Raw genomic sequence first — 26449 nt, 5'->3', positions numbered from 1 at the left:
CCTGGGTCTCACGTCGTATTCGTATGCTGGACGGCCCGGCCCTGGGTGGCAATGATTCTTCGCGATGTCGCCCGCGGTTTTCTGCGCGGTTTTTCTCTCTCCCGGGTACAGGGTGCAGTCTCAGGAAGATCTGTCCTGGTCCTCCGGGAGCATTTCTCTCGCCGTTCCCGGTAGTGATTGGGTGCACGGCGTTCAAACTCTCGAATAGTGTCGGTATACTTCTGCCGCTCCGGCTTCTGACTTGAGTTGGTCAGGCCGTAGACAAACGGCAGAGCACGCCGGAATATAACAGTATTCATGCAGCCGTTCAATCCTGCAGTCACTCCATCACCCAAGGAACTTCATGTCCCGAAAGTCTGCGAGCAAGAAGCCAGCCCGAGCCAGGCCCGAAAAGCCGGTCAAGACGAGTAACGCAAGCGGTGACCACAACGCGGCTGCGCATGGAGAGGTTCGTCACGGAGTTCAGTGGGTGACGGTGGACGAGGATAACGATGGTCAGAGAGTGGACAACTTCCTGCTCGCGCAGCTTCGTGGTGTGCCCAAGAGTATTATTTATCGGGTCATCCGAAAGGGCGAGGTGCGGGTTAACAAGGGGCGTGTGAAGCCGGATACCCGCGTGAATACCGGTGATCAAGTACGTATACCGCCGGTAACCCGCAAGGAAAAACCCGAGCCGGTGGCGCCCGGATCCCGGGTTCAGGGCGTGATGGAATCGGCCATTGTGTTCGAGAATGACCAGATGCTGGTGGTCAACAAGCCATCCGGGATTGCGGTTCACGGTGGCAGTGGCCTGAGTTTCGGGTTGATCGAGGTGCTTCGTTCGGCTCGCCAATCGGCAAAATTCCTGGAGCTTGTTCACCGTCTGGATCGCGATACCTCCGGCCTGGTCATGGTGGCCAAGAAGCGATCGGCACTGCGTTTTCTTCAGGATGAGCTGCGCCAGAAGCGTATCCGCAAGCACTATCATGCGCTGGTTGCCGGTGACTGGCCGGCCAGTGTCGACCGGGTTGATGTGCCGCTGCTGCGCTATGAGATGCCCAATGGCGAGCGCCGCGTGAAGGTAGACGATGCCGGGAAAGCGTCCCTGACCACGTTCCGCTGTCTGGAGCGTTATGCCGGATATAGCCTGGTGGAGGCGTCGCCGATCACCGGGCGGACGCACCAGATCCGGGTTCACAGTGCCTGGGCGGGTCATCCGATTGCGGGTGACGACAAGTATATGGATGATGTCAGCCTCAAAGCGTTCCGGTCTATTGGTGGTCAGCGACTGATGCTGCATGCCCGGGCCCTGGAGTTCACTTTGCCGGTCTCCGGTGAGGCCATGCGCCTGGAGGCGCCCTACGACGATGCATTCAATGACGTGCTCAGGAAGCTTTCTGGGCGTCTTAAAGGATCCGATCAATGAACGTCAGAGTGGTTATTTTTGACTGGGACGGGACCCTGGTGGACTCGGTTGAGCACATTGCCGACAGCCTGCACCAGGCCGCAACCGATCTGGGCTACCCCGAACTGGAGCGTGAAGCTTACCGGGATATCATCGGTCTTGGCATGGTCGAGGCTTTGGAAAAGCTTTATCCGGGCATCAGCCGGGAAGAAATGAACAGTATCCGAGACGGCTATGCCCGCTATTTCTTCAGCAAGGTGACAACACCCCAGAACGTGTTTGAGGGGATGGCTGATGTGGTTGCAGATCTGCGCGGAGCCGGGCGCAGCTGTTCCGTTGCCACTGGCAAGAGCCGGCGCGGGCTGGATTCTGCCCTGGTTTCCAGCGGTCTTGGCGACCACTTTGAGATTACCCGATGCGCCGATGAGACGCGCTCAAAGCCCGATCCAGCCATGCTCGAGGAAATTCTCCGGTTCTACCGCATTGAGCCGGAAGAGGCCGTGATGATTGGTGATACCCGCTATGACCTGGAAATGGCCCAGCGTATTGGCATGCCTTCCATCGGGGTGGAGTGGGGTGTGCATAAGCGGGACGTGCTGGGTGATTATTCCCCGCGCGCCATCGTTGATTCCGTGCCTGACCTTCGTCGGGTGCTCGGGCTGTAAACGGGCCGAATTCATTGAAGTTGCTGACAGGAAGCGAGCATGAGTGACTGGGAATCTGACAAGTCTGCCGATTGGGGTGACAAGCCGGTGGAGCCGGAGAAAGAGAGTAAACCGTTTTTCGGGCGTAAGTCTCCGAAGCTTCCGCCCGAATCAGGCCGTGACTGGAAGCTTATCGAAAAGCTGGTTATGTCGCTGCAGGCCGAACAGCGCAGAAGCCGGCGTTGGGGTATCTTTTTCAAGTTCCTGACTTTCGGGTACCTGATCGCCTTGCTGTTCATGTTCAAATTTCCCCTTGGCGAGTCTCTTGAAGGGGTGGCAGGAAAGCATACTGCTCTGGTGGAGATTAACGGTCCGATCGCTGCAGACGAGCTGGCAAGCGCAGACAATATTGTTGGGTCTCTCCGGACAGCCTTTGAAGAGCCAAACTCGGTGGCCGTGATCCTGCGCATCAACAGTCCGGGCGGTAGCCCGGTTCAGGCGGGCTATGTTTACGATGAGATCAATCGCCTGCGGGAAGAATACCCGGAGAAGAAGGTTTACGCCGTGATCTCGGATATTGGCGCCTCCGGGGCTTACTACATTGCTGCGGCTGCGGATGAAATATACGCCAATCGTGCCAGTCTTGTCGGCTCGATCGGGGTAGTAGCTGGTGGCTTCGGGTTCACCGAGGTAATGGAGAAAATTGGCGTCGATCGCCGCCTTTATACTGCAGGTGAAAACAAGGCTTTCCTGGATCCGTTCTCTCCGGAGCAGGAAGAAGAGGTAGCGTTCTGGCAGAGCGTGCTGGAAAACACCCATCAACAATTTATTGCTGCAGTCAAGCAGGGTCGTGGTGATCGCCTGGCGGATGACGAGCGGCTGTTCAGTGGCTTGGTGTGGAGTGGCGAGCAAGCCGTTGAGCTAGGGCTGGCTGATGGGCTTGGCAGTGCTTCACACGTGGCCCGGCAGATCATCGGGCAGGAGAAGCTTGTGGACTACAGTCGCCGCAAGTCGCCGTTCCAGGATATTGTCGATCAGCTTGGCGTTGCCTTTGGTGAGGGCTTTGCCAGTCAGTTGGTCGAGTCCCGTCTCGAGCTGCGTTAAGTTTTTCCGGGCTCAGGCCGGTTTTCCAGTAGGGGATTCCGGCCCCAGCGCCGCAGCATATCGTTCAGGGCAATGAGGGGTAGTCCAACCAGGCTGTTGGGGTCTCGGCCCTCCAGAGCGTCAAACAGTGTGATGCCAAAGCCTTCCATCTTGAAGCTGCCGGCGCAGTCGTAGGGTTTCTCATGCAGCAGGTAGGCGTCTATTTCCTCGTCAGTCAGGTCACGGAATCGGACGTTGTAAGGCTCGCAGAGACTCTCGAGCTTTCCGGAATCGGCGTCAAGCAGCGCCAGGCCGGTAAGAAACAGGACTCTGTGACCACTGCTCTGGCGTAGCTGGTTGGTTGCCTGCTCATGATTGCCGGGCTTGCTCAGCACCGAGCCATCCGGCAGGCAGGCCACCTGGTCGGAGCCGATGATCCAATGGCCGGGGAAGCGATCCGCCAGTGCCCGGGCCTTGTTCTCGGCCAGTCGCGTGGCGAGCGCCTCCCCGGATTCCCCTGGTTGTGGTGATTCGTCGATGTCGGGGCTGGCGCAGGTGAAGGGCATGCCCAGCCGGTCGAGTAGAGCCTTTCTGTAAGGTGATGAAGATGCCAGTAAAAGCGGTTTTCGGGTCATAGTAGTATCCTGTGAGTGCCTGGCTAGCGTATCTGAGGTGCGGTTATCGTAAATTACACCTATCTGCACGGAAACCCTTGTGAAAAAGCAACGAAGTCTTTGACAGCAGCGGGCTGCGCCCCTAAAATTGCGCGCCTATGTCAAACGCGTCCAACGCCGAGTTGCCCAAATCTGTTGATCCTTACCGGTTAGCGGAACAGAACAGCACACTGGAGGGAGAGATTCCCATCAGCGGGCTTGGCCGTTTTCGCGAAGCGGTTTTCGGGTTCTCGGAAGGCGCTGCGTGCCGGGTGAAGCTGTCTTTCTTTATGGATGGCGAGCGGCGTCGCGTTGTTTCGGGTGAACTGGCCGCTCCGGTGGATCTGGAATGTCAGCGGTGCATGGGGGCCATGAGCGTGAATCTGGTCTCCCAATTCAAGCTGGGGCTGGTCACCAGTGACGAGCAGGCGCAACAGCTACCGAAAGAGCTCGAGCCATTTCTGACCGATGATTTCACCGCGGATCTCTGGTCGATGGTGGAAGATGAGCTTTTGCTGGTGTTGCCACCGTTCCCGCTTCACGAACGGGACGAGTGTCCGGCCCGGGAAGATCTGGAAGCTTACGAGCCTGACGGCTCCGGGGCTGAGCCGGTGAGAAAGTCGGGCGAGAATCCGTTCAGTGTCCTGGCGGATCTCAAGAAGACAAAGCATTAACCGGGCGCGGGTGTCCCTCGGGAAACCGGCGCACATTTAACGAACAGACGTTACTTATTCAGCAAGACAAAGTTTACGTTAACAGGTCAGGAGCATAATCATGGCTGTACAGCAAAACCGTAAGACCCGTTCCAAGCGTGGCATGCGCCGTTCACACGACGCCCTGAGCGCCGCTGCTCTGAGCACTGATGCGACCACCGGTGAAGTTCATCGTCGTCACCACGTGTCTCCGGACGGCTTCTACCGTGGCAAGCAGGTAATCGAAGCTCGCGACGAGTAATCTCGTTGCCGCTATGCATCGCCAGGAATCGGATGGCAGAACGGTGAAACCGGTCACCATCGCGATTGACGCCATGAGTGGCGACCGCGGCGCAGCCGTTGTGGTTGCCGCTTCGTTGCAGGCGGTGCGCGAAAACGAAGCCTTGAGCATCGTTCTGGTGGGAATCCGGAGCGAGCTTGAGGCTTTGTTGCGTGAAGGGCATGCCCGAATCCGCATCGTTGAAGCGGCGGATGTGGTGCGCATGAACGAGCGCCCTTCGCACGCTCTTCGTCACAAGAAAAATTCCTCCATGGCCATCGCGCTGAGCCTCGTCCGGGACGATGAAGCCCAGGGTTGTGTCAGCGCCGGGAACACAGGTGCGCTGATGGCGTTCGGGCGCACCATTATCCGGATGTATCCGGGCATAGAGCGCCCCGCCATCGCCAAGCTGATTCCCTCGCTGCGTGGACGTTGCCACGTCCTTGACCTGGGTGCCAATGTCGACTCCACAGCCGAAAACCTTTATCAGTATGCCTTGATGGGCTCACTGATGGCGTCTGCCATCTGCAGCCAGGCGGAGCCGCGGGTTGCCTTGCTGAACGTCGGTGAGGAGGAAATCAAAGGGAATGAGCAGGTACGGTTGGCATCTCACATGCTGGCCCAGTGCGATACCATCAACTATATCGGTTATGTAGAAGGCAGTGATCTGTTCCGGGACGTGGCCGATGTGGTGGTCTGTGATGGCTTTGTCGGCAACATCGCCCTGAAAACCGGCGAGGGCGTTGCCGGACTGCTGATTGAGTTGATGGAGCAGGCTTTCACCCGAAATCTCTACGGCAGGCTGGTTGGCCTGCTTGCCCGGCCGATTATCGGTCGGCTTCTGCAATTGATGGATCCTTCCCGCCACAACGGTGCCAGTCTCCTCGGCCTTCAGGGTGTGGTGATCAAAAGTCATGGCAACGCCAACGAACGCGCTGTGTTGTCCGCCATTCGCCAGGCTGTCAGGGAAGTTGAGCTGGAAGTACCCCGCCGTATTAATGAGCGTCTCGACGATCTCATGCTTTGAGTACCTGAGACTAAAGTCTGTCCCGGTTTGGTCACGCGTTCGCGGATAATTGGCCTAACTTGTACTATTGGCTAATCTCACGTAACCACCCAATGACGATAAGATCCCGCTTATGAAATCAGCCTTTATTTTTCCAGGACAAGGGTCGCAATCAGTGGGCATGCTTTCGGATGCCGCTGAAGCCTGGCCCATTATCAACAGAACCTTCGCCGAAGCCTCCAATGTGCTTGGCTACGACCTCTGGGCGCTCTGCCAGAAGGGCCCGGCCGAGGAGCTCAACAAAACCATGGTTACCCAACCTGCGCTGCTTACGGCCAGTGTTGCCCTGTGGAGGCAGTGGTTTGTGGCGGGTGGCAGTGCGCCGGATTTCCTTGCCGGTCACAGTCTGGGCGAGTATAGCGCCCTTGTCGCCGCCGAGAGCCTCGACTTTGTGGAAGCGGTAAAGCTGGTTCGCCTGCGGGGTGAGCTCATGCAGGACGCCGTGCCGGCCGGGGAAGGCAAAATGGCGGCCATCCTGGGTCTTGAGGACGACGACGTTGTTTCAGCCTGTGAAGCAGCGGCTCAGGGTGATGTGGTTTCTGCGGTTAACTTCAATGCTCCCGGCCAGGTCGTCATTGCTGGCTCGGCCGCCGCGGTTGAGCGCGCCATTGACGCCTGCAAGGAAAAAGGCGCCCGCAAGGCCATGCCATTGCCGGTCAGCGTGCCTTCCCACTGCGCCTTGATGAAGGGCGCTGCCGAGGAATTGGCAAAAGCGTTGGAAGATGTGCGTTTTAATGATGCTGTCATCCCGGTTATACAAAATGTTAACGCCGCCGCCGAGACCGAATCCGCTACACTGAAGGCCAACCTGCTCAAGCAGCTTTATTCACCGGTCCTCTGGACGGATTCTGTGCGTACTCTGGTTGCCAATGATGTCGAAGTCGCCGTTGAGTGCGGTACCGGCAAGGTCCTGGCAGGGCTTGCCAAACGTATCGACCGGGCTTTGGCCGTTCACAGTATCGAAGACCCGGATTCGCTGGCGAAGGCGCTGGACGCCTTCGGCCAGTCTTGAAACGAAAGGGAGTTATTCATGTCTCTGGAAGGTAAAACCGCACTGGTAACCGGTGCAACCCGCGGTATTGGCCAGGCGATTGCCCGTGCGCTGGCTGCGCAGGGTGCTGAAGTCGTCGGTACGGCGACCAGTGAGGCCGGTGCCGAATCCATCACCAATGATCTCCAGTCGGCCGGTTACAAAGGCTATGGCATGGTCATGAACGTGGCAGATCCCGCCAGCATAGAAGCAGGTCTGAAAGAGCTGACAGAAAAATCCGGCGCACCTCTGATTCTGGTCAACAATGCCGGCATTACCCGTGATAATCTGCTGATGCGTTTGAAGGACGATGACTGGTCGTCAGTTCTGGAAACCAATCTTTCCAGTGTTTACCGCACCAGCAAGGCCGTGCTTCGCGGCATGGCGAAGGCTAAATGGGGTCGGATCATTAATATAAGCTCGGTGGTTGCCGGTATGGGCAACCCGGGGCAGGGCAACTATTGCGCTGCCAAGGCTGGCGTCGAAGGGTTTACCCGAAGCCTGGCCAAAGAAATGTCGAACCGGGGTATCACTGCAAATTGTGTGGCTCCCGGATTTATTGACACGGATATGACAAAAAAACTGGACGACAAGCAGCGCGAGACTATGCTGGAAATCATACCCGCGGGTCGTCTGGGTGAGCCGGAAGAAGTGGCAGCCGTAGTTGCCTTCCTGGCATCAGATGCAGCCGGTTACGTGACGGGTGAAACCATCAACGTGAACGGCGGAATGTACATGGGATAAGCCCCAGTCGGGGTCTGTGCGCAACTCCTTGTCGCACAACATGTTTATCAGAATCCCTGCTTGTTTGCAGGTAGGGTTTAAACTAAACTGGCAGCACTAGAGTTGCTTGGTTGACACACAAAGTGAGGACATTATGAGTACAGTTGAAGAGCGCGTGAAGAAGATCGTTTGTGAACAGTTGGGCGTTAAAGAGTCCGAGGTTCAGAACTCATCTTCTTTTGTAGAGGATCTTGGCGCTGACTCACTGGACACCGTTGAGCTGGTTATGGCACTGGAAGAGGAATTTGAAACCGAGATTCCTGACGAGGAAGCCGAGAAGCTGACAAGTGTTCAGGACGCGATCGACTACATCGTCGCGCACACCTGATACTCTGCATTTAAGAAAGCCAGGCAAAAAGCCGTCCTTGTGAAACAGCGAGGGACGGCTTTTTTATTGGCTGATAATCAGGTTCAATCTGCGTTCAGATTCATTCGGACAAGATCAGGTGCAACAGGCTATGACTAAACGGCGAGTTGTCATTACAGGAATGGGCATGCTGTCTCCGGTCGGCAATAGCGTGGAGTCGTCCTGGGAAGCTATTCAGGCCGGACGTAGCGGGATCGGTATGATCGATCGCTTTGACGCGTCTGCCTATAACACAAGGATTGGAGGGGCCATCCGGGACCTGGATATGGAGTCCTACCTTTCTCCCAAGGACGCCAGGAAGCTCGACGCCTTTATCCACTATGGCCTGATTGCCGCCCAACAGGCGGTGGACAACAGCGGCCTTGAGTCGTTTGACGGGCTTGACCGGGAGCGCGTCGGTATAGCCATTGGCTCTGGCATCGGTGGCCTCGAGTATATCGAGAAAAGTGTTCTCACCATGGACAAGTCCGGGCCCCGAAAGGTTTCGCCGTTTTTCGTGCCAGCCTCTGTCATTAACATGATCTCCGGGAACGCTGCTATCCGTTTTGGCTATCGGGGCCCGAACATTGCAATTGTTACCGCCTGCACTACCGGTACCCATAACATTGGCTATGCGGCCCGTACGATTGCCTATGGTGACGCCGAAGTGATGCTGGCCGGTGGGTCGGAAATGGCAACCACACGTACCGGCATGGCTGCTTTCTCCGCTGCCCGGGCACTGTCTACCCGCAACGATGAACCGGAAAAGGCCAGCCGCCCCTGGGACAAAGATCGGGACGGCTTTGTCCTCAGCGACGGTGCCGGGGTGGTCGTTCTTGAGGAGCTGGAACACGCAAAACAGCGCGGTGCCACGATATACGGCGAAGTGGTTGGCTTCGGGATGAGTGACGATGCCCACCACATTACTGCGCCACCGGAGGACGGTGAGGGCGCGGCCCGTTCCATGGCCAATGCCGTGCGTGACGCCGGCCTGAAACCGGAAGAAATTGATTATATCAATGCTCACGGTACCTCCACGCAGGTCGGTGACGTCGCCGAGGTGGCTGCGGTTCGGCGGGTGTTCGGCGCGCATGCTGAAAAGCTGGCCATGAGCAGCACCAAATCAATGACCGGGCACCTGCTTGGCGCCGCCGGTGCGGTGGAAGCAATCTTCTCGGTCATGGCCATTCGCGATGGCGTGCTGCCGCCAACCATCAATCTGGACAATCCCGATGAAGGGTGCGATCTGGATCTCGTGGCCCACAAGAGTCGTCAGGCCGATGTTCGGGTGGCGCTGTCCAACTCGTTCGGATTCGGTGGTACCAATGGAACCCTGATTTTCCGTCGCTACGAAGGCTGATAATCGCTGTGTTTCGTCTTTACTGGGCCGATGAGGGCGGCCTGCCCGCCGATGACCGTGGGCTTGCCTATGGTGACGGGCTGTTCGAAACTATCCGGATGTCGGGGCAGAGAGGTGTTCTGTTGTCCCGCCACCTGGAACGAATGGTGCGCGACGCCGGGCGACTTGGTATTGAGGTTTCCCGGAAAGAGCTCGCCAACGTTTGCGTCGAGGCGGCGCAACGTTTCGCCGATCGTTTCAAGGCAGATGGCTGGATCCTCAAGCTGACACTGACCCGTGGCAGTGGCGGGCGAGGGTATCGCCCGGATCCCGGGATGGAGCCCAATCTGCTGGTTTCCGCATCACCTCTGCCGCCAGCGCCCGATCCTGCAGGCGTGGCGGTTGATTTCTCCAAAGTACCGCTGGCGGTCAATCCGTTAGTGGCCGGAATGAAGTCTCTGAACCGGCTTGAGCAAGTACTGGCGGCTGCGGAACTCGGGCCCCCGCTGTTCGAGGTGATCATGGCGGATCGCGATGGCAATCTGGTCGAAGGCACCCGTACCAATCTTCTGCTTCGTCAGGGAGGTGGCTGGGTGACGCCGCCGGCATCCAGTCTGGCGGTTGCCGGTGTGCTCAGGCAATGGCTTCTGGAACGCCTGAGGCAAAGGGGGGAGACGGTGACAGAGCGTCCGGTCACGGTAAATGATGTGCTTGGCCCGAATTGCCAGGGTATTTTTTTGCTGAACAGCGTGCTGGGTATTGTTCCGGTTCGCACTATTGCCGGTCATGATTTGCCTGTCGATAGCGGACTTGCGACAATCTTCAATCCTCTCGAAACACTGGAATAAATCGTTTGTTCAAGAAGTTATTGCTTGCGTGCGTTTGTGTCGCCGTCCTCGCCTCGGCAGGAACAGGCCTCTGGGTGTGGCAGGGTCTGCAAGGCCTGAAAAAGCCGGTGATACTGGAAGAGCCGCTGCTTTTTGATGTTCCCCAGGGCAGTTCCTTCATTGAAGTGGTTGGTAGGCTTGAGGCCGAGGGGCTGGTTTCCGACCGGCTGTGGTTGAGGCTGTACGGTCGGCTCGAACCCGGGCAGACCCGGATCAAGGCTGGCCAATACGAGTTTCTCAGTGGCATGAGCCCCAGGGACATGATCGGTGTCATGGTGTCGGGGGATACCAAGCACTGGTATGTACAGTTCATTGAGGGCTGGACCTTCAAGGACATGAGATCGGCTCTGGCCCAGGCTGAGCGGCTTCAGAAGGTCACTGGCCAGTGGACTGTTGAGCAGATCATGGCAGCTGTTGGCGCCGAGGGCGAGCACCCCGAAGGGCGATTCTTTCCGGATACCTACGCCTTTACCAGTAGCGAATCTGACCTCGACCTGCTGAAGCGGGCCTTCAACCGGATGGAAACAGTGTTGGCCGAGGAATGGGCTGCGCGGGAAGAAGGGCTTCCTTACGATAACCCATACGAAGCCCTGATCATGGCTTCGATTGTAGAGCGCGAAACTGGAGCGCCCCACGAGCGGGATCAGGTTGCCGGCGTGTTTGTCCGCCGCCTGCAGAAAGGAATGCGGCTACAAACCGACCCCACGGTCATCTACGGCATGGGCGATAGTTATCAGGGGCGGATAGGGCGCAAGGACCTGCGCACCTATACACCCTACAATACGTACAGAATCAATGGTCTGCCTCCCACGCCCATTGCCCTCCCTGGCCGTGAATCCATTCACGCGGCCCTGCATCCGGATGACGGTGATGCACTTTATTTCGTTGCCCGGGGTGATGGCACGCACAAGTTTTCGCGCACACTGTCGGAGCACCAGAAAGCCGTGCGTGAATTCCAGTTGAACAGACGTGACGACTACCGTTCCTCCCCTGCACCACAGAACAACGACTCCGATGAGGATGCGGGATGACGGTTCGTGGGCAGTTCATAACATTTGAGGGTACCGAGGGGGTTGGCAAGTCAACTCAGTTGACGAACGCAGCCAGCACACTTGATCAGATCGGTGTCGATTATATCGTCACCCGGGAGCCTGGCGGCACGCCCATGGCTGAGTCCATCCGCGAACTCCTGCTGGCTCCCCGGGATGAGCCGGTGAATGAAATCACCGAGCTGTTGCTGATGTTTGCTGCCAGGGCCCAGCACCTGCACACGCGGATTTTGCCGGCGCTTGAGCGCGGTCACTGGGTCTTGTGCGACCGTTTTACCGATGCGACGTTTGCCTATCAGGGCGGCGGGCGCGGCGTTCCGGAGGAACGAATCGCCCTGCTTGAAACTCTGGTGCAGGGCGACATTCGTCCGGATCACGTGATTGTTCTGGATGCCCCCGTGGACACAGGGATGGCCAGGGCCCGCAAGCGGGGAGAACTTGATCGCTTCGAGCAGGAAGATCTGGAGTTCTTTCAGCGAATCAGAGATGCCTATCTTGCCCGGGCCAAGGCGCAGCCCGCCAGGTATCAGGTAATTGATGCCTCGCGCCCACTGGCTGAGGTTTCTGAGCAGGTTTCGGGACTGTTGAAGCAGTGGTTGAGCCGTTCAGCGGTGCGCTGAGAGCTGCGAGTTTCCCCGATGTTTCTGTTCCATTCGTGCACTTTCTGTAATGTTCTGCTTTAATTGAGGAACATTCTCAGTTAAACGCTGGCAGTTTTAATGGTTAACGCGAAACTTCTGAAGCTTCCCATGGCAGCGCATCAGCACTGGCATGAACACCACCAGATTGTCATCGGGGTGCGGGGCGAAGCCGAGTTAAGCGTTGATGGGGCAGGGGCTTATCTGGACACCTGGCGAGCATACCTGGTGCCCACGGAAGCCCGACACGATTATCGTGGTAATGACCAGAATCATGTTCTGGTGATCAATCTCGATCCGCTTATGCCTGCCGTCAATTCTCCAGCCCACGCCGATTACGAGCGCATGATGCGGGTGTTTGAAAAGCCGCGAACCTTGCAGATGGATAGTCGCTTACATGGTCTCGTCCAGTTCGCCGCTGGCGAGTTTGACCGAGCGCCCGATCATACAACGCTCCAGCAGCACCTGGCTTCAAGCATTCTCTATTGTATGGCTGACCGGATCACAGATGGCCAGTCCTTCACGTCAAACCGGAATGCTATCAGCCCTGATACAGTCCGACGCTACATTCTCAAAAATCTCCACAAGAAGATTACTGTCGAAGATATGGCAGGAGAGGTTTGCCTCAGTGTCAGCCGTTTCCATGAGGTGTTCAGGGAGGTGGCAGGTATAACGCCGCACCAGTTTCTGTTACAGACACGACTCGATCAGGCCGCCAACCTCCTCGCAACAACGACCCTGACAGTGTCCGAAATCAGTTACCGATCGGGTTTCTCGTCTCAAAGCGCGCTGACAAATGCCTTGCGGAAATACAAGGGGACCACGCCATCAAGATTGCAGGTTGGCGAGAGTGTGGCCTGATTTGGCCGGTCAGTTCCTTAGTCCCGTAGGATTGTGCAAAAGAATCGTAGGATTTCGTAAGCCTGAAATCCGCACTAATACTAAGTTATAGCGACTGGAGCCCGGTCTCACGCGAGCGTGCGGGGCGAGAGTCGCAAATGTTCTTTGCGTACTCAGGTTCAGGGAGTGATCACAAGGAAATTCCCTGCTTCAAATGAGATGGAACTCGGAAACAAAAGAAGAATAGTGCAGCGAGTTGGCATAAGGTCAGCCATGTGCTTTGCGAGCGGATCTATTCCGACTCATTAAACCGGAGGAGCCCCTATGGCTATTGGTGTTTGGATCAGTCTATTTGCTTACTTTGCGCTCATGATTGCCATCGGCGTTTATGCCATGCGCAGAGCTACGTCTTCGTCCGAAGACTATATGTTGGGCGGCCGAGCCCTCAGTCCGAAGGTGGCTGCGCTTTCGGCAGGTGCTTCTGATATGAGTGGCTGGCTGCTTCTGGGTCTGCCGGGCGCGCTGTTTGCGTCGGGTCTGGGATCTGCCTGGATTGGTATTGGCCTGCTCGTAGGTGCATTCTTTAACTGGACGCTGGTTGCGCCCCGCCTCCGTGAACAAACCGTTCACTATGGCAATGCGATCACCATCCCGTCTTTCCTGGCAAATCGATTCCCGACACAGGCCCTGTCGCTGCGCACCGTCTCGGCGATCGTTATTGTCATTTTCTTCGCGGTCTATACAGCGTCAGGCCTGGTGGCCGGCGGCAAGCTGTTTGAGAGCGCATTCGCCGGAATTTTCAACTTCGGTGGCATGAGTGATTACGCAGCAGGCATCGTAATTACCCTGGGTGTGGTTCTGGCTTACACCGTCGTGGGTGGGTTCCTGGCCGTGAGTATGACGGACTTTGTACAGGGCTGTATCATGATGCTGGCTCTGGTCATCATGCCCGCGGTTGTGCTGTTTGGTGAAGGCGGTGGCGGTTTCGCCCAGGCCTCTCAAACCCTGAACGAGGTTGATCCCACGCTGCTGTCCTGGACGGAGGGGCTAACCTTTATTGGTTGGTTGTCTGCCGTTACCTGGGGGCTGGGTTATTTCGGTCAGCCCCACATCATCGTGCGTTTCATGGCCATCCGCACCCTGAAGGATGTACCGGTTGCCCGGAACATCGGTATGAGCTGGATGCTGATTTCCCTGATCGGCGCGATTTCTCTGGGCGTATTCGGCCGTGCCTACGCTATCCGTAATGGCATGGACGTACAGGATCCGGAAACCATCTTTATCATCCTGTCAGACATGCTGTTCCACCCGCTGATCACAGGCTTCCTGTATGCGGCTCTGCTGGCGGCGGTGATGAGTACCATCTCCAGTCAGCTGTTGGTATCTTCCTCTTCACTGACAGAAGATTTCTATCGTCTGTTCCTGCGTAAGGAAGCAACTGACAAGGAGTGCGTAAATATCGGTCGCGTGTGCGTTGTCCTTGTTGGTCTGGTGGCAGCCGTCATCGCCTCCGATCCGAACTCTCAGGTTCTGGCCCTGGTTGCTAACGCGTGGGCAGGCTTTGGTGCTGCATTCGGTCCGCTGATTATCCTGTCGCTGATGTGGCGTCGAACTAACGGCGCAGGTGCCATCGCTGGCATGGTTGTCGGTGCGGCCACGGTCATGATCTGGATTTCAATGGGCTGGAACGGCTCGTTCATGGGTGGACCAGGTGTCTACGAGATTATTCCCGGCTTCATTGCTGCCTTCATCGCAATCCTGGTAGTGAGCTCGGTAACCGCCGATGCCGGCGAGTATCAGCATATCGAGCGGTAAAGAAAATCGCGCCAAGCGCGTTTGAAGAAGTGAAAAGGACTCCTGCGGGAGTCCTTTTTTTGGTCATAATGATTCCGGATCGTTCGTCTCTTTTGTGGCGACGCCCCAATCCGCAACGGAGCGCGATGAGTGACTGTTCTGGAAGTCCTGGCATTACTGTCGATCGGTGGCATTGCCGGGTTTATTAACGTTCTCTCAGCTGGCGGATCGATGCTGACTCTGCCGCTATTGATGTTTTTGGGGTTGCCGCCACAAGTGGCCAATGGCACTAACAGGGTGGCGATAACGCTGCAGAGTATCACTGCAGTAGGCAGCTTCTACCGGATGGGGCATGGCAACCTGGTCGTTAGTTTGCATTTGGCCTTTCCCGCAGTTCTCGGTTCGCTTCTGGGCGCCTGGATTGCTACCTGGGTATCGGACACTGTCTTCGAGTGGGTGTTGGTGTCCGCCATGATCGGCGCCTCCGCATTTATGCTTCTGCCGCAACCGGTGCTCAGTACCCGGCCGCTGACCCCGGAGCGTCTCAGTCCGGCCATTTATCTGGCGATGTTCGTCGTTGGCATGTACGGCGGATTCATTCAGGTAGGTGTTGGCGTGCTGTTCATTGTGGTGCTTTACCACATGCTCAAGATCGACCTGCGCCAGGTGAACGTGCTCAAGGTATCGATCGTGTTGCCTTTTACATTCGCTGCTCTGGTGGTCTTCGCTTTCAACGACCAGGTTCGCTGGGGTGTGGGGCTGACGCTGGCGCTGGGTAATATCACCGGTGCTTTTATTGCTACCCGAGTGAATATGAGCAAACGCGGAGCGCGTTGGATTAAATTGATTACCCTGGTGATGGTAGCGGCCATTCTGGCGAGGCTGGTTTTTTACTGATTGCCAACAAGTCACGCGTTGAACAGTCTATGGCGAACCATGTTGCATAAAAAAACGCCAGCCCGAGGGCTGGCGTTTTTGGAGCTAAACCTTAAAAGTCACTGCTCAGGCAACGTTCGCCTCAGAGGCCTTCTTGGTGTAGTTCTCCATCTGGTCGAAGTTGAGATACTTGTAAATCTCTTTCGACATGCTGTTGAGGTCTTTGGCGTACTCCATGTATTCCTCGGCGGAGGGGAGTTTGCCCAGTACCGCGCCAACCGCTGCCAGTTCCGCGGAGGTCAGGTACACGTTGGCACCATCGCCCAGACGGTTCGGGAAGTTACGGGTGGAGGTAGACAGCACGGTGCTCTTGGCCGCCACACGCGCCTGGTTACCCATGCACAGGGAGCAGCCCGGCATCTCGGTGCGAACACCGGCGGTGCCGTAGATGTTGAAGTAGCCTTCTTCCATCAGCTGAGCCTGGTCCATCTTGGTGGGCGGTGACATCCACAGACGGGTCTTCAGGGGTTCCTTGTTCTGCGCCAGCAACTTACCGGCGGCACGGAAATGACCGATGTTGGTCATGCAGGAACCGATGAACACTTCGTCTACCTTGTCGCCGGCCACTTCGGACAGCGTCCGGGCGTCGTCCGGATCGTTCGGGCAGCACACGATCGGCTCCTTGATTTCGGCCAGGTCGATTTCCACTACGTGGGCGTACTCCGCGTCCTTGTCGGCACGCATCAGCTTCGGATCAGCCAGCCACTCTTCCATCTGCTGGGCGCGACGCTCCAGGGTACGAGGATCGCCGTAACCCTCGGCAATCATCCAGCGCAGCATGGTGATGTTGGAGCGCAGGTACTCGGCCACGGACTCTTCAGACAGGTTGATGGTGCAGCCAGCAGCAGACCGCTCGGCAGACGCGTCAGACAGCTCGAAAGCCTGCTCTACGGTCAGGTGCTCAAGACCTTCGATCTCAAGGATGCGACCGGAGAATTCGTTGATCTTGCCTTTCTTCTCAACGGTCAGCATGCCTTGCTTGATGCCGTACAGCGGAATGGCATGTACGAGGTCGCGCAGGGTGATACCTGGCTGCATTTCGCCCTTGAACCGAACCAGAACAGATTCCGGCATATCCAGCGGCATAACGCCGGTTGCAGCGGCAAACGCAACCAGACCGGAACCGGCCGGGAAGGAGATGCCCATGGGGAAGCGGGTGTGAGAGTCACCACCGGTGCCCACGGTGTCCGGCAGCAGCATGCGGTTCAGCCAAGAGTGGATGATACCGTCGCCCGGACGCAGGGAAACACCGCCACGGGTACGGATAAAGTCCGGCATGGTGTGCTGCATTTCCACGTCAACCGGCTTCGGGTAAGCAGCAGTGTGGCAGAAAGACTGCATGACCAGGTCGGCCTGGAAGCCCAGACACGCCAGGTCTTTCAGCTCGTCCCGGGTCATCGGGCCGGTGGTGTCCTGGGAGCCGACTGTCGTCATGTGTGGCTCGCAGTAGGTGTTCGGACGAACGCCTTTGCCTTCTTCCAGGCCACAGGCTTTGCCGACCATCTTCTGGGCCAGGGTGAAGCCTTTGGTGCCGGCTTCGGGATCTTTCGGCAGGCGGAACAGGTCGGTCGCGCCCATGCCCAGTGCTGTACGAGCCTTGGCGGTCAGGCCACGGCCGATGATCAGCGGAATACGGCCGCCGGCCTGAACTTCGTCCAGGATTACGTCGGACTTGAATTTGAACTCGGAGATGGTTTCGCCGGCCTCGTTCAGGATCTTGCCTTCATACGGGCGGATCTCGATAACGTCGCCCATGTTCATGTTGTCGACCGGAGCTTCGAAAACCAGGGCACCGGCGTCTTCCATGGTGTTGAAGAAGATTGGGGCAACCTTGTTACCGATACAGACACCACCGGCACGCTTGTTGGGAACGCCCGGGATGTCCTCACCAAAGAACCACAGAACGGAGTTGGTGGCAGACTTACGGGAAGAACCGGTACCGACAACATCACCAACGAAGGCAACGGGCAGGCCCTTGGACTTGATCTCATCGATCTGGCTCATGGGGCCGGTTACGCCGGGTTCTTCCGGCTTCAGGCCATCACGTTCCATTTTATAGGCAGCACGCGCGTGCAGCGGGATGTCCGGGCGGGACCAGGCATCCGGGGCCGGGGACAGGTCGTCAGTATTGGTTTCGCCAGTGACCTTGAACACCACCATCTTGGTGCTCTCGGGCACCTTCTTCTTGTTGGTGAACCACTCGCCGTTGGCCCAGGATTCAACCACGGCCTTGGCAACGGTGTTGCCTGCGTCCATCTTTTCCTTCACATCGTTGAAGGCGTCGAACATCAGCAGAGTGCGCTTGAGCTGCTCACCGGCCAGTTCAGCCAGTTCGGAGTCGTCCAGCAGGTCAACCAGGGTCGCGATGTTATAACCGCCCTGCATCATGCCCAGGAGCTTCACCGCTTTCTGCTTGTCCAGCAGGGGAGAGGATGCTTCGCCTTTAACAATGGCGGTCAGGAAAGCGGCCTTCACATAGGCGGCTTCATCCACGCCCGGCGGTACGCGGTTTTCCAGGAGATACACCAGGGTATCTTCCTCACCGGCCGGCGGGTTTTTCAGCAGATCGACCAGAGCAGCGGTCTGCTCGGCGTTCAGGGGCTTGGGAGGAATACCCAGGGCTTCACGTTCAGCAACGTGTTCACGATAGGCTTCTAACACGATATGGACCCTCATCAGTTGGAATGTCCCGCGCCGTTGGCTTCATGCCTTGGCGGGAGGTTTTGGCGGAAAGGCCGCAGGAGCCTCTGAATAATGCCTCAAATCACCGATGGGGTTTCAGGGTTTATTCAGAGACTCCTTAATCTGGCGCTGCATTCTATAGGAAACCCCTTATAAAGTTAAGTTGGACAGAGGTCGGAGGAATCTGTTAAGTGCGCTATACTCGCCGGCCGCAAATCAATCAATATACTGAGCCATGAACGACGCACTGCAAGAGATTCACGACTTCCTGCCATGCCGGACTCCGCAACGATGGATCGACAACGCCCTGGCTAATCAGGACCTGATGCTGATCGATCACGCCCACTGCGAGAAAAAGGCCGCCTCCACAGCGCTCAGCCTGATGTACCGCTACGTCGACAATACCAATCTGCTGTACAAGATGTCCCGGCTGGCCCGGGAAGAACTCAGGCATTTCGAGCAGGTGCTGGCGATCATGAATAAGCGGGGCGTGGATTATTGTCACCTGACGCCGGCTCGTTACGCCGCAGGGTTGAGACAGGAAGTTCGCACAGAAGATCCCGGGCGTCTGGTGGATGTGTTGATTGTTGGCGCCATTATCGAAGCGCGCTCCTGTGAGCGTTTTGCCGCCCTGGCTCCGTTCCTGGATGAGAAGCTGGCGGATTTCTACACCAGTCTCCTGAAATCCGAAGCCCGGCATTATCAGGATTATCTGTCGCTGGCCGAGCAGGCCGCCGGTGGGCCTATCGAGGCGCGCGTCGGCGAATTTCTGGCGCTTGAGAAGGCGTTGATCGAGGAGCCGGATACCGAGTTCCGGTTCCACAGTGGGCCGGTTTCAGCGTAATTGCCGACACAGCTCTATCCATGCGTCGATCCCCGCGCTGCGGTATTTCTGCTTGTGCAGGATGAAGTAGAACTGGCGATCAAACCGTCGGTGTGCCGGGACGGTTAGCGGCACCAGGCTGCCACGCTTGAAGGCGTCGGCCAGCACCACTTCAGACAGGCAGCCAATGCCCAGGTCTGCCTCGACCGCCCGTTTGATGGCTTCCGTGTGTTCCAGTTCCAATAGCACGTTCAGATCCGGCAGCAGTCCGTGCATGCCTCGCTCGAAGCTCTGGCGGGTGCCTGACCCCTGTTCCCGCATTATCCAGGTAGCGTTGCGAAGGTCCTCGTCCGAGAGCGAATCCCGGTTCGCCAGGGGGTGGCTGGGCGAACAGAACACCACCAGTTCGTCGCCTCGCCAGGGCAACACATCCAGCTCTGATGATTGCAGTTCCCCCTCGATCAGACCTATATCCAGCTCGAAGTCTTTGACACGTCTGGCAATGGTGCTGGTGTTGGCAACTTCCAGGGAGACTCTGGGGTGGGTAGGGGTATTCATGTATTGGGCCATCACACCCACGGCCAGATAGTTTCCGATAGTAAGCGTGGCGCCAACTTTCAGAGCACCCACTTCCGTGTGCTTACTGAAGGCCTGTTCCAGTTCATTGGCCTGGGCCAAGACGGCTTCCACCTTCGGGCGGTAAAGCCGCCCGAGTTCGTTTAACTGGAGCCGTTTGCCAACGCGATCGAACAGCTGGATGTCGAACTGGTTTTCCAGTTCTTTCAGTGCACTGCTGGCTGCTGACTGCGACATGGCCAGCGATTCGGCAGCGCGGGTGATGTTCTGGAAGTGCGACGCTGCAAGGAAAACTTCCAGCTGTCGGAAACTGTATTTCATAACTTTTAGCTCTTAATCGGCTCGCTCGAATAAGGTTATGAGAATATCCCATTTTCCCGATAGGTTAGTGCCGGGTTAGACTAAGCGCAATCCAAAGTTAAATCATTCGCCGTAAAACAGCGTATCGAACAGGCAAGAGGTTTTCATGAGCAACCTGATCAAAGAGAAAGTTACCAGCGTTCATCACTGGAACGATACCCTGTTCAGCTTTACCACAAGCCGGGATCCGGGCTTTCGTTTCAAGAACGGTCATTTTGTCATGATTGGTCTGGAGACAGAGGGTAAGCCCTTGATGCGCGCCTACAGTATTGCCAGTGCCAACTATGAGGAAGAGCTCGAGTTCTTCTCCATCAAGGTGCAGGACGGCCCACTGACATCGCGCCTGCAGAAGATCCAGGTGGGTGACGAGATTCTGGTTAGCCGCAAACCTACGGGAACTCTGATTCTGGACAATCTCCTGCCTGGCAAGAACCTGTGGCTGATCAGCACTGGCACCGGGCTCGCACCGTTCATGAGCATCATTAAGGATCCCGAGGTCTACGAGGCCTTCGACAAGGTGATCCTGACTCATGGCGTGCGTTACGTCTCTGAGCTGGCCTATCAGAAGGAAATCGAAGAATTGCCGGAGAACGAATATTTCGGTGAGATGGTGAAGGGCAAACTGGTCTACTACCCTACCGTCACTCGCGAAGAGTTCCGTAATCAGGGCCGGCTGACCGATGCCATGGAAACCGGGAAAATCACCCGTGATCTGGACCTGCCGGATTTCGATCCGGAGACCGACCGTTTCATGATCTGCGGCAGTCCGAGCATGCTCAAGGATACCTGCGCTATCCTGAACAACATGGGATTCAAGGAAGCCCGCGGTGGCGACATGGGGCATTACGTGATTGAGCGGGCCTTTGTGGAGCAGTGAGTATGCAGGGGTAACCCACCTCTGAATAAGCCGGAGCGTGATGCTCCGGCTTTTTTGTGTTTGTATCTGACGGAAGTGTTCGTATAAAAGGGAAAACTCCGGAGACGACAGTGATGGCAGGCATGCACAAAAACAAAAAGATCCTGGTGAGCTTTACAATTGCGCTATTGGTCGGTGTCATTCTCGGGACCGTGGTGCAGACCCAGTTCAACCTGCTGGCGCTTCAGGAAATAGGTGTGCAGATCGGTGTTGAAGCACGAATTTCTGCCACACTTCATGACCTGGGATCCTTCGCGCCTGTTTATGGGATTCTCTTCGGAGTCAGTTTTCTGGTCTCCCAGCTAGCTGCCGCAGGATTCTCCCGGTTGATGGGGCCGGGCTGGCGATCTCCGCTTTGTGCGTTGGCCGGTGGAGCCGGATTATGGGTTGCGCTGGCAACCGTCAACGCGATGTTGCCAATGCCGACGCTGATCGCCGCAACCCGATCCCCGGGCGGCCTGATTGCAATGCTGCTGTCAGGGGTATTCGCCGGGTGGCTGTTTGCCCGATTGACCGCTTCTCGCAAGGAGGCGAGTGGTCTCAACACAGTGCCAGCTGTGGCGATCTGTTGTCTTGCGGTTGGTCTTGGCTGGCAGCCGGGCCTGGTAAAGGCCCAATCCGTCGCCAGTTATTCCGTTGAAACATTGGTGTCTGGCCTTGAGCATCCTTGGTCACTGGCATTTCTTCCTGACGGTGGCGCCTTGGTAACCGAGCGGGCAGGGCGACTGCGGCGAATCTCGGCGGACTTGGAGTTGAGCCAGGAGCCGATTACCGGTGTGCCGACGGTTTTCAATGACGCCCAGGCAGGCCTGTTTGATGTTCTGTTGTCGCCTGATTTCGAGACTGACCAGGAGGTATTTCTCGCCTACGCCTGCGGTACCGCATCTGCCAATCACCTTTGTGTTGCCCGTGGTCAGTTACAGGGAATGGCTCTGAAAGACGTTGTCGAGATATTCCGGGCTAAACCAGCGAAACAGGGCAGTGCCCACTACGGTGGCCGGATGGCCTGGCTTCCGGATGATACGCTGATCGTCACCCTTGGGGATGGATTCGACTACCGTGAGCAGGCGCAGGACCTGTCGAGTCATCTCGGCAAGATTGTCCGCCTGAACCCGGATGGCACGGCTCCGGCCGATAATCCCTTCGTCAGCAGGGACGACGCGCTTCCGGAAATCTACAGTTACGGGCACCGCAATGTGCAGGGGCTGGTCTACGACTCCGCTGAGGGCCTTCTGATTGCCCATGAACACGGACCGCGTGGTGGGGATGAAATCAACATCATCGAGCCGGGGCACAACTACGGCTGGCCGGTGATCACTCACGGCATAGACTACACCGGAGCGATGATCACGCCCTTTGTTGAGCGGGAAGGTATGGAACAGCCGCTGCTGCACTGGACGCCTTCAATCGCGCCCTCAGGCATGACCCGCTACCAGGGCGAGCTGTTTCCAGACTGGCAGGGTAACCTGCTTGTTGGTGCGCTTGCCGACAGAAGTGTGCATCGGGTGACGCTGGACGGACGGCAAGCAAGCGACGTGGAAACGATGCTCGAAGAGCTCGGCGAGCGAATTAGGGATGTCGCCACCGGGCCCGAGGGTGCGGTGTATCTGCTCACCGACAGCGCGGATGGCCGGGTGCTTCGCCTCGTGCCTTAGTCGCAGATTTGGGGTGTTTGTGTCCGGCCGGTGTATAGTAGGCGGTTTTCAGAAAGGGGAAGCCGCTATGTTTCATCTGGAGCTGGAGCCACGTTTCAGCGATACCGATGCCCTCGGGCACATCAGCAACACCACTTTACCGGTCTGGTTCGAGCAGGCCAGAACGCCGGTTTTCCGGATTTTTCATCCCACCCTTGAGGCGGAGACCTGGCCGCTGATCATTGCGCGGCTGGAGATTGATCTGATGGCCCAGAGCTACTGGCATATTCCGGTCAAGATCAAAACAGGCATCGGCAAGATCGGCAATTCCTCGTTCCATGTGGTTCAGGAAGCCTGGCAGGGCGACAAGCAGATTGCCCGGGGCGTCGCCGTGCTGATTCATTTCGATTATGAAACAGAGAAAGCCCTGCCGATTCCGGATGAAATCAGGGCGAAGCTTTCTGAGCATCTCGTCGGGTGATGCTTGGCAGGAGGCTTTTAAAAGTCCGAGAAGTCCAAGGTTAATGATATCGATCAATCAAGTTCGACAAAAACGAAGAAGGCCGGGAAATCCCGGCCTTTTTCGTTTTGTGGGCGGAAAGGTTGATGGCTCTGATGCGTTGACTAAAAATTTACGATCCATGCTTGCAATCTAGAGCCTGTTCAGCGTAATGCCTATTGAGGGCCCTCAAGTTTGTGCCCTGGGCTTCCGATTGGAAGGAGAGCTTGATGGAAGAGGAAAAGGATTCAACCCGGCAGGAAATGGCTGCTGAGGTCAGTCGGGTTATTCGCTCGGAACGCAAGCGGGGAAGGGCTGGCCGCTTCGCCTGGCTAGTTGCACTGATGGCGGTTTTGGCGCTCGCTGGTTTGTGGCTGTGGCCAGATGATGGCGAGGTGCTTTGGCAGACCCACAATCTGGACCGGGGCGACATGGTGATGACGGCCACTGCCACTGGAAGCCTTGAACCCAAGAGTGAGGTTTCTGTGGGTGCAGAAATATCGGGGCTGATTACGCAGGTTCTGGTGGAAGAAAACGATCAGGTGACTGAAGGACAGGTTCTGGCGCTGTTCGACACCGATGAATTGGCGGTGGCGCTGGAACAGGCGGAAGCCCAGCTTGCCCTTTCCCGGGCGTCGGTGGCGGAGGCTGAGGCGACTCTCGAAGAAGCAAGGGTGGACGAACGGCGGATCAGCGCACTGCGTGAGCGGGGCACCAGCGCTCAGGCGGAGCTGGATGCTGCCATTGCGGCCCGCAAGCGGGCAGAAGCGAAGCTGGCCTATGCCCGGGCATCGGTGAGGCAGGCGGATGCGTCGGTGCTTCAGGCCCGGACCCGGTTGGAAAAAGCGGTGATCACCTCGCCCATCAACGGTGTGGTTCTGCAGCGAAGTATTGAGCCCGGCAATACCGTGGCGGCCAGTTTCCAGACACCGGTGCTGTTCCTGCTGGCGGAAGATCTGAAAGCCATGGAGCTGCATGTGTCCATGGATGAAGCAGATGTCGGGATGGTGGAAGCTGGTCAGACGGCAACGTTTACCGTGGATGCCTGGTCGGGCCAGGCATTTTCCGCCGAAGTGCTGAAGGTTCACCTTTACCCGTCCGTCGACAACAACGTGGTCACCTACACCACCGTTCTCTCCGTGGATAACAGCGAGGGCTTGCTCAAACCGGGCATGACGGCCACCGCAATCATCGAAACCGGCCGTCGTGAGGATGTTCTGCGGGTGCCGAATGTTGCGTTCCGTTTTACCCCGCCGGCAACCGATAGCGTCGGTGGTGGCCTGTTCAGTCACCCCGGTGCCCGGGGTGGCTCAAATCGATCCGGCCCCTCAAACACTGTTTGGCTGCTGCGAGACGGGGCGCCGACCCGGGTGGTCGTAAAAACGGGGGCCTCCGATGGACGCTACACGGAGTTGCCTGGTGACGAGCTGGCGGAGGGTGAGGCGGTAATAACCGGCGTGCAGTCGGCGGTAATTCCGTGATGGGACCAGTTAATGTCGGTGTGTCTGAAATTTCGCAATCCTCGCCATGCGTTGTGGAGGCGCGCGACATCTACAAGATATACGGTAGCGGCGCGACCGAGGTTCGTGCCCTGGATGGCGTCAGCCTGAATATTCGGGCCGGGGAGTTTGTTGCCATCATGGGGCCGTCGGGCTCGGGCAAATCCACCTGTATGAATATCCTGGGTTGCCTGGATGTGCCCAGCTCCGGGGAATACCGGTTCCGGGGCGTGGAGGTGGGCGGCCTCAACCGGGACGAACTAGCCCTGCTGCGCCGGAACTTCATGGGATTTGTGTTTCAGAGCTTCAATCTGCTGCCTCGCACCAGTGCCCTGAGTAACGTTGAACTGCCGCTGATTTACGAGGGCGTCCGGCCAGCGCAGCGTCATGAGTTGGCGATGCAGGCGCTTACCACGGTTGGTCTCGCGGATCGGGCGCATGCGACCTCGTCCCAGCTTTCCGGTGGTCAGCAACAACGGGTAGCGATAGCACGGGCCCTGGTAACGGAGCCTCCGCTCTTGCTGGCGGATGAGCCCACGGGCAACCTCGATACCGCCATGGCCGGAGAGATCATGAAGGAGCTTGTGTCCATTCGTGAACAGCGGGGAATTACGATTCTCATGGTGACCCATGAGCCCGATATTGCCCGATACGCGGACCGGGTTCTGTTTTTCACCGATGGCAAGCTGGTCAGGGATGGTACGCCGTCCGAGGTTATCCCATGAGGGCCCTGGATACCCTGGGCATGTCGGTACAGGCCATTGCCCGAAACAAGCTACGGTCGTTCCTGACAACGCTCGGCATCATTATCGGGGTGGCAAGTGTGGTGGCCATGGTGCATCTGGGGCAGTCGGCTACCCGAAGCGTAACTGAACAGATCGCAAGCATTGGCTCCAACTTGCTGTTCGTTATGCCGGGTACCGCCCAGCGGGGTCCCGGCGGGCTGCGCACCAGTGCGGAGAATTTCGAGTTGGGCGATGTGGAGGCCATTCGCAATGAAGTGGCTGGCATTCTGGTCGCCCCTGCGCTCACCACCAGTGCCACCGTGGTCATCGGAAATGCCAATGACACCATCCCGGTCATCGGCACTACCAATGACTATTTCGCCGTACGCAATCATTACCTCAATTATGGCCGTGAGTTCGAGGACAGTGAACAGTCTGCCGGCGCTGCCGTGTGCATCATTGGCAAGACCCTGATCGAGGAGATGTTTCTCGGGCAGGAACCCCTCGGAGCGAATATCCGTGTTGGCCGGACGGCATGCAGGGTGATCGGTGTGTTGGAAGAGAAGGGCGAGTCCATGGGCCAGGATCGGGACAAGATCATTCTCATGCCGGTCAAGGCGGTGCAGCGAAGGCTGGTGGGCGAGCTGGACGTCAGCGCCATTTATGTATCGGCTCTGGTGGATGGCACGACAGGATTGGTCCAGGCCCAGATTGAGTCCCTGTTGAGGCAGCGGCGCAATCCAGCGGCAGGTGGGGCCGACGATTTCTATGTCCGGGATACCCAGGATATTGCCCAGACGCTGGAAAGCACCACCAACACGCTGACGGTTCTGCTCGGTGCGATTGCCGCGGTCAGCCTGCTGGTCGGCGGTATCGGGATCATGAATATCATGCTGGTCTCGGTCACCGAGCGCACCAGGGAGATCGGCATTCGCCTCGCCATCGGGGCCAGGGCACGGGATGTGCTGACCCAGTTCCTGGTCGAGTCCATTGCGCTGTCCACCCTTGGTGGAATTATTGGTCTCATTGTCGGGGTTGGGGGCACCTGGCTTGTCACCTGGCAACTGGACATGCCCTTTGTTGTTTCGCCAGCGGTTATGGCGGTCGGGTTTACTTTCTCGGTGGCCATCGGCGTTATCTTTGGATACTTCCCCGCTCGCAAGGCAGCCATGCTGAACCCGATTGATGCGTTACGTCACGAATAGCGACCTGCCGGAACCTTGCCAACTATGTTATTGATTGTGGAAACAACCCGGCTATCAGGAGTGAATCATTGGTTTTCAAATCCCTC

At 57.4% G+C, this 26449-nt stretch carries 26 protein-coding genes; 23 read left to right on the top strand and 3 right to left on the bottom strand.

Annotated features, from left to right (window positions below; all coding sequences use genetic code 11):
- The first annotated feature begins 343 nt into the window (after positions 1–343).
- The 3 genes from rluC to ACO06L_RS05765 are packed head-to-tail and all read left to right on the top strand — an operon-like array spanning position 344 to position 3132.
- Positions 344–1405 (top strand): 23S rRNA pseudouridine(955/2504/2580) synthase RluC, encoded by a 1062-nt coding sequence (gene rluC, locus ACO06L_RS05775; protein WP_202346846.1) that lies wholly within the window; start codon positions 344–346, stop codon positions 1403–1405.
- Entirely contained in the window at positions 1402–2049 is a 648-nt protein-coding gene (locus tag ACO06L_RS05770; protein ID WP_064228882.1) for an HAD family hydrolase, read from the top strand. The genes rluC and ACO06L_RS05770 overlap by 4 nt, the downstream gene beginning before the upstream one ends.
- A gap of 39 nt (positions 2050–2088) precedes the next feature.
- Entirely contained in the window at positions 2089–3132 is a 1044-nt protein-coding gene (locus ACO06L_RS05765; protein WP_202346845.1) for a S49 family peptidase, read from the top strand.
- Here ACO06L_RS05765 and ACO06L_RS05760 read toward each other — a convergent pair.
- Positions 3129–3746: a Maf family protein gene (locus ACO06L_RS05760; RefSeq protein ID WP_202346844.1), complete on the bottom strand. Its 618-nt coding sequence runs from the start codon at positions 3744–3746 to the stop codon at positions 3129–3131. The two genes, ACO06L_RS05765 and ACO06L_RS05760, sit on opposite strands and share 4 nt — an antisense overlap.
- Before the next feature lie 137 nt (positions 3747–3883).
- Between ACO06L_RS05760 and ACO06L_RS05755 the strand changes: the two genes are divergently transcribed.
- From ACO06L_RS05755 to ACO06L_RS05695, 13 genes are all read left to right on the top strand, one after another.
- Entirely contained in the window at positions 3884–4438 is a 555-nt protein-coding gene (locus ACO06L_RS05755) for a YceD family protein (protein WP_202346843.1), read from the top strand.
- 100 nt (positions 4439–4538) lie between these two features.
- Positions 4539–4718, top strand: coding sequence for a 50S ribosomal protein L32 (rpmF, locus tag ACO06L_RS05750; RefSeq protein WP_008174968.1), 180 nt, complete (start codon positions 4539–4541; stop codon positions 4716–4718).
- 43 nt (positions 4719–4761) lie between these two features.
- Entirely contained in the window at positions 4762–5763 is a 1002-nt protein-coding gene (gene plsX / locus ACO06L_RS05745) for a phosphate acyltransferase PlsX (protein ID WP_413816173.1), read from the top strand.
- 112 nt (positions 5764–5875) lie between these two features.
- The gene (gene fabD, locus ACO06L_RS05740) at positions 5876–6814 is read left to right on the top strand and encodes an ACP S-malonyltransferase (protein WP_202346841.1); all 939 of its coding nucleotides are present in this window, start codon (positions 5876–5878) and stop codon (positions 6812–6814) included.
- An 18-nt stretch (positions 6815–6832) separates the two neighbouring features.
- Complete coding sequence (fabG, locus tag ACO06L_RS05735; protein ID WP_064228887.1) at positions 6833–7576, top strand: 3-oxoacyl-ACP reductase FabG; 744 nt, start codon at positions 6833–6835, stop codon at positions 7574–7576.
- 133 nt (positions 7577–7709) lie between these two features.
- The gene (acpP, locus tag ACO06L_RS05730; protein WP_008174976.1) at positions 7710–7943 is read left to right on the top strand and encodes an acyl carrier protein; all 234 of its coding nucleotides are present in this window, start codon (positions 7710–7712) and stop codon (positions 7941–7943) included.
- Between the two features lie 130 nt (positions 7944–8073).
- A complete protein-coding gene (gene fabF / locus ACO06L_RS05725; RefSeq protein ID WP_202346840.1) occupies positions 8074–9321 on the top strand; it encodes a beta-ketoacyl-ACP synthase II in 1248 nt (415 codons plus the stop codon).
- An 8-nt stretch (positions 9322–9329) separates the two neighbouring features.
- Positions 9330–10148 (top strand): aminodeoxychorismate lyase, encoded by an 819-nt coding sequence (gene pabC, locus ACO06L_RS05720; RefSeq protein ID WP_202346839.1) that lies wholly within the window; start codon positions 9330–9332, stop codon positions 10146–10148.
- Positions 10149–10153: 5 nt separating this feature from the next.
- Positions 10154–11218: an endolytic transglycosylase MltG gene (mltG, locus tag ACO06L_RS05715; protein ID WP_202346838.1), complete on the top strand. Its 1065-nt coding sequence runs from the start codon at positions 10154–10156 to the stop codon at positions 11216–11218.
- Complete coding sequence (gene tmk / locus ACO06L_RS05710) at positions 11215–11856, top strand: dTMP kinase (RefSeq protein ID WP_202346837.1); 642 nt, start codon at positions 11215–11217, stop codon at positions 11854–11856. The genes mltG and tmk overlap by 4 nt, the downstream gene beginning before the upstream one ends.
- Positions 11857–11955: 99 nt before the next feature.
- Positions 11956–12735: a helix-turn-helix transcriptional regulator gene (locus tag ACO06L_RS05705; RefSeq protein ID WP_064228892.1), complete on the top strand. Its 780-nt coding sequence runs from the start codon at positions 11956–11958 to the stop codon at positions 12733–12735.
- 303 nt (positions 12736–13038) lie between these two features.
- Complete coding sequence (putP, locus tag ACO06L_RS05700) at positions 13039–14529, top strand: sodium/proline symporter PutP (protein ID WP_064228893.1); 1491 nt, start codon at positions 13039–13041, stop codon at positions 14527–14529.
- A 129-nt stretch (positions 14530–14658) separates the two neighbouring features.
- On the top strand, positions 14659–15405 hold the full coding sequence (locus ACO06L_RS05695; RefSeq protein ID WP_064228894.1) for a sulfite exporter TauE/SafE family protein: 747 nt from the start codon (positions 14659–14661) through the stop codon (positions 15403–15405).
- A gap of 105 nt (positions 15406–15510) precedes the next feature.
- Here ACO06L_RS05695 and ACO06L_RS05690 read toward each other — a convergent pair whose 3' ends face one another.
- On the bottom strand, positions 15511–18105 hold the full coding sequence (locus ACO06L_RS05690) for a bifunctional aconitate hydratase 2/2-methylisocitrate dehydratase (RefSeq protein ID WP_064229012.1): 2595 nt from the start codon (positions 18103–18105) through the stop codon (positions 15511–15513).
- Between the two features lie 256 nt (positions 18106–18361).
- Between ACO06L_RS05690 and ACO06L_RS05685 the strand changes: the two genes are divergently transcribed.
- Complete coding sequence (locus ACO06L_RS05685; protein WP_064228895.1) at positions 18362–18970, top strand: tRNA-(ms[2]io[6]A)-hydroxylase; 609 nt, start codon at positions 18362–18364, stop codon at positions 18968–18970.
- Here ACO06L_RS05685 and ACO06L_RS05680 read toward each other — a convergent pair.
- Entirely contained in the window at positions 18962–19846 is an 885-nt protein-coding gene (locus tag ACO06L_RS05680) for a LysR family transcriptional regulator (protein WP_064228896.1), read from the bottom strand. The genes ACO06L_RS05685 and ACO06L_RS05680 overlap by 9 nt on opposite strands.
- A 145-nt stretch (positions 19847–19991) precedes the next feature.
- Between ACO06L_RS05680 and ACO06L_RS05675 the strand changes: the two genes are divergently transcribed.
- The 6 genes from ACO06L_RS05675 to ACO06L_RS05650 all read left to right on the top strand — a co-directional run bounded on the left by ACO06L_RS05675 (position 19992) and on the right by ACO06L_RS05650 (position 26363).
- Complete coding sequence (locus ACO06L_RS05675; RefSeq protein WP_064228897.1) at positions 19992–20762, top strand: ferredoxin--NADP reductase; 771 nt, start codon at positions 19992–19994, stop codon at positions 20760–20762.
- Between the two features lie 113 nt (positions 20763–20875).
- Positions 20876–22456: a PQQ-dependent sugar dehydrogenase gene (locus ACO06L_RS05670; protein ID WP_202346836.1), complete on the top strand. Its 1581-nt coding sequence runs from the start codon at positions 20876–20878 to the stop codon at positions 22454–22456.
- A gap of 67 nt (positions 22457–22523) precedes the next feature.
- Positions 22524–22916 carry an acyl-CoA thioesterase gene (locus tag ACO06L_RS05665; RefSeq protein WP_064228898.1) on the top strand — a complete coding sequence of 131 codons (393 nt, stop codon included), beginning with the start codon at positions 22524–22526 and terminating at the stop codon, positions 22914–22916.
- Between the two features lie 248 nt (positions 22917–23164).
- Complete coding sequence (locus tag ACO06L_RS05660) at positions 23165–24415, top strand: efflux RND transporter periplasmic adaptor subunit (protein ID WP_202346835.1); 1251 nt, start codon at positions 23165–23167, stop codon at positions 24413–24415.
- Positions 24415–25158 (top strand): ABC transporter ATP-binding protein, encoded by a 744-nt coding sequence (locus tag ACO06L_RS05655; protein ID WP_202346834.1) that lies wholly within the window; start codon positions 24415–24417, stop codon positions 25156–25158. The genes ACO06L_RS05660 and ACO06L_RS05655 overlap by 1 nt, the downstream gene beginning before the upstream one ends.
- The gene (locus ACO06L_RS05650) at positions 25155–26363 is read left to right on the top strand and encodes an ABC transporter permease (protein ID WP_202346833.1); all 1209 of its coding nucleotides are present in this window, start codon (positions 25155–25157) and stop codon (positions 26361–26363) included. The genes ACO06L_RS05655 and ACO06L_RS05650 overlap by 4 nt, the downstream gene beginning before the upstream one ends.
- Positions 26364–26449 lie beyond the last annotated feature (86 nt).

Origin of the sequence: Marinobacter sp. (genome assembly GCF_965229985.1) — a bacterium.
Taxonomy (GTDB): domain Bacteria; phylum Pseudomonadota; class Gammaproteobacteria; order Pseudomonadales; family Oleiphilaceae; genus Marinobacter.
This window is presented reverse-complemented; position numbering and strand designations above follow the sequence as displayed.

Bases quoted from the DNA above. Each gene is read 5' to 3' on its own strand.
- rluC (WP_202346846.1), top strand. From the start codon at position 344: ATGTCCCGAAAGTCTGCGAGCAAGAAGCCAGCCCGAGCCAGGCCCGAA.
- ACO06L_RS05770 (WP_064228882.1), top strand. From the start codon at position 1,402: ATGAACGTCAGAGTGGTTATTTTTGACTGGGACGGGACCCTGGTGGAC.
- ACO06L_RS05765 (WP_202346845.1), top strand. From the start codon at position 2,089: ATGAGTGACTGGGAATCTGACAAGTCTGCCGATTGGGGTGACAAGCCG.
- ACO06L_RS05760 (WP_202346844.1), bottom strand. From the start codon at position 3,746: ATGACCCGAAAACCGCTTTTACTGGCATCTTCATCACCTTACAGAAAG.
- ACO06L_RS05755 (WP_202346843.1), top strand. From the start codon at position 3,884: ATGTCAAACGCGTCCAACGCCGAGTTGCCCAAATCTGTTGATCCTTAC.
- rpmF (WP_008174968.1), top strand. From the start codon at position 4,539: ATGGCTGTACAGCAAAACCGTAAGACCCGTTCCAAGCGTGGCATGCGC.
- fabD (WP_202346841.1), top strand. From the start codon at position 5,876: ATGAAATCAGCCTTTATTTTTCCAGGACAAGGGTCGCAATCAGTGGGC.
- fabG (WP_064228887.1), top strand. From the start codon at position 6,833: ATGTCTCTGGAAGGTAAAACCGCACTGGTAACCGGTGCAACCCGCGGT.
- acpP (WP_008174976.1), top strand. From the start codon at position 7,710: ATGAGTACAGTTGAAGAGCGCGTGAAGAAGATCGTTTGTGAACAGTTG.
- fabF (WP_202346840.1), top strand. From the start codon at position 8,074: ATGACTAAACGGCGAGTTGTCATTACAGGAATGGGCATGCTGTCTCCG.
- tmk (WP_202346837.1), top strand. From the start codon at position 11,215: ATGACGGTTCGTGGGCAGTTCATAACATTTGAGGGTACCGAGGGGGTT.
- ACO06L_RS05705 (WP_064228892.1), top strand. From the start codon at position 11,956: ATGGTTAACGCGAAACTTCTGAAGCTTCCCATGGCAGCGCATCAGCAC.
- putP (WP_064228893.1), top strand. From the start codon at position 13,039: ATGGCTATTGGTGTTTGGATCAGTCTATTTGCTTACTTTGCGCTCATG.
- ACO06L_RS05685 (WP_064228895.1), top strand. From the start codon at position 18,362: ATGAACGACGCACTGCAAGAGATTCACGACTTCCTGCCATGCCGGACT.
- ACO06L_RS05680 (WP_064228896.1), bottom strand. From the start codon at position 19,846: ATGAAATACAGTTTCCGACAGCTGGAAGTTTTCCTTGCAGCGTCGCAC.
- ACO06L_RS05675 (WP_064228897.1), top strand. From the start codon at position 19,992: ATGAGCAACCTGATCAAAGAGAAAGTTACCAGCGTTCATCACTGGAAC.
- ACO06L_RS05670 (WP_202346836.1), top strand. From the start codon at position 20,876: ATGGCAGGCATGCACAAAAACAAAAAGATCCTGGTGAGCTTTACAATT.
- ACO06L_RS05665 (WP_064228898.1), top strand. From the start codon at position 22,524: ATGTTTCATCTGGAGCTGGAGCCACGTTTCAGCGATACCGATGCCCTC.
- ACO06L_RS05660 (WP_202346835.1), top strand. From the start codon at position 23,165: ATGGAAGAGGAAAAGGATTCAACCCGGCAGGAAATGGCTGCTGAGGTC.
- ACO06L_RS05655 (WP_202346834.1), top strand. From the start codon at position 24,415: ATGGGACCAGTTAATGTCGGTGTGTCTGAAATTTCGCAATCCTCGCCA.
- ACO06L_RS05650 (WP_202346833.1), top strand. From the start codon at position 25,155: ATGAGGGCCCTGGATACCCTGGGCATGTCGGTACAGGCCATTGCCCGA.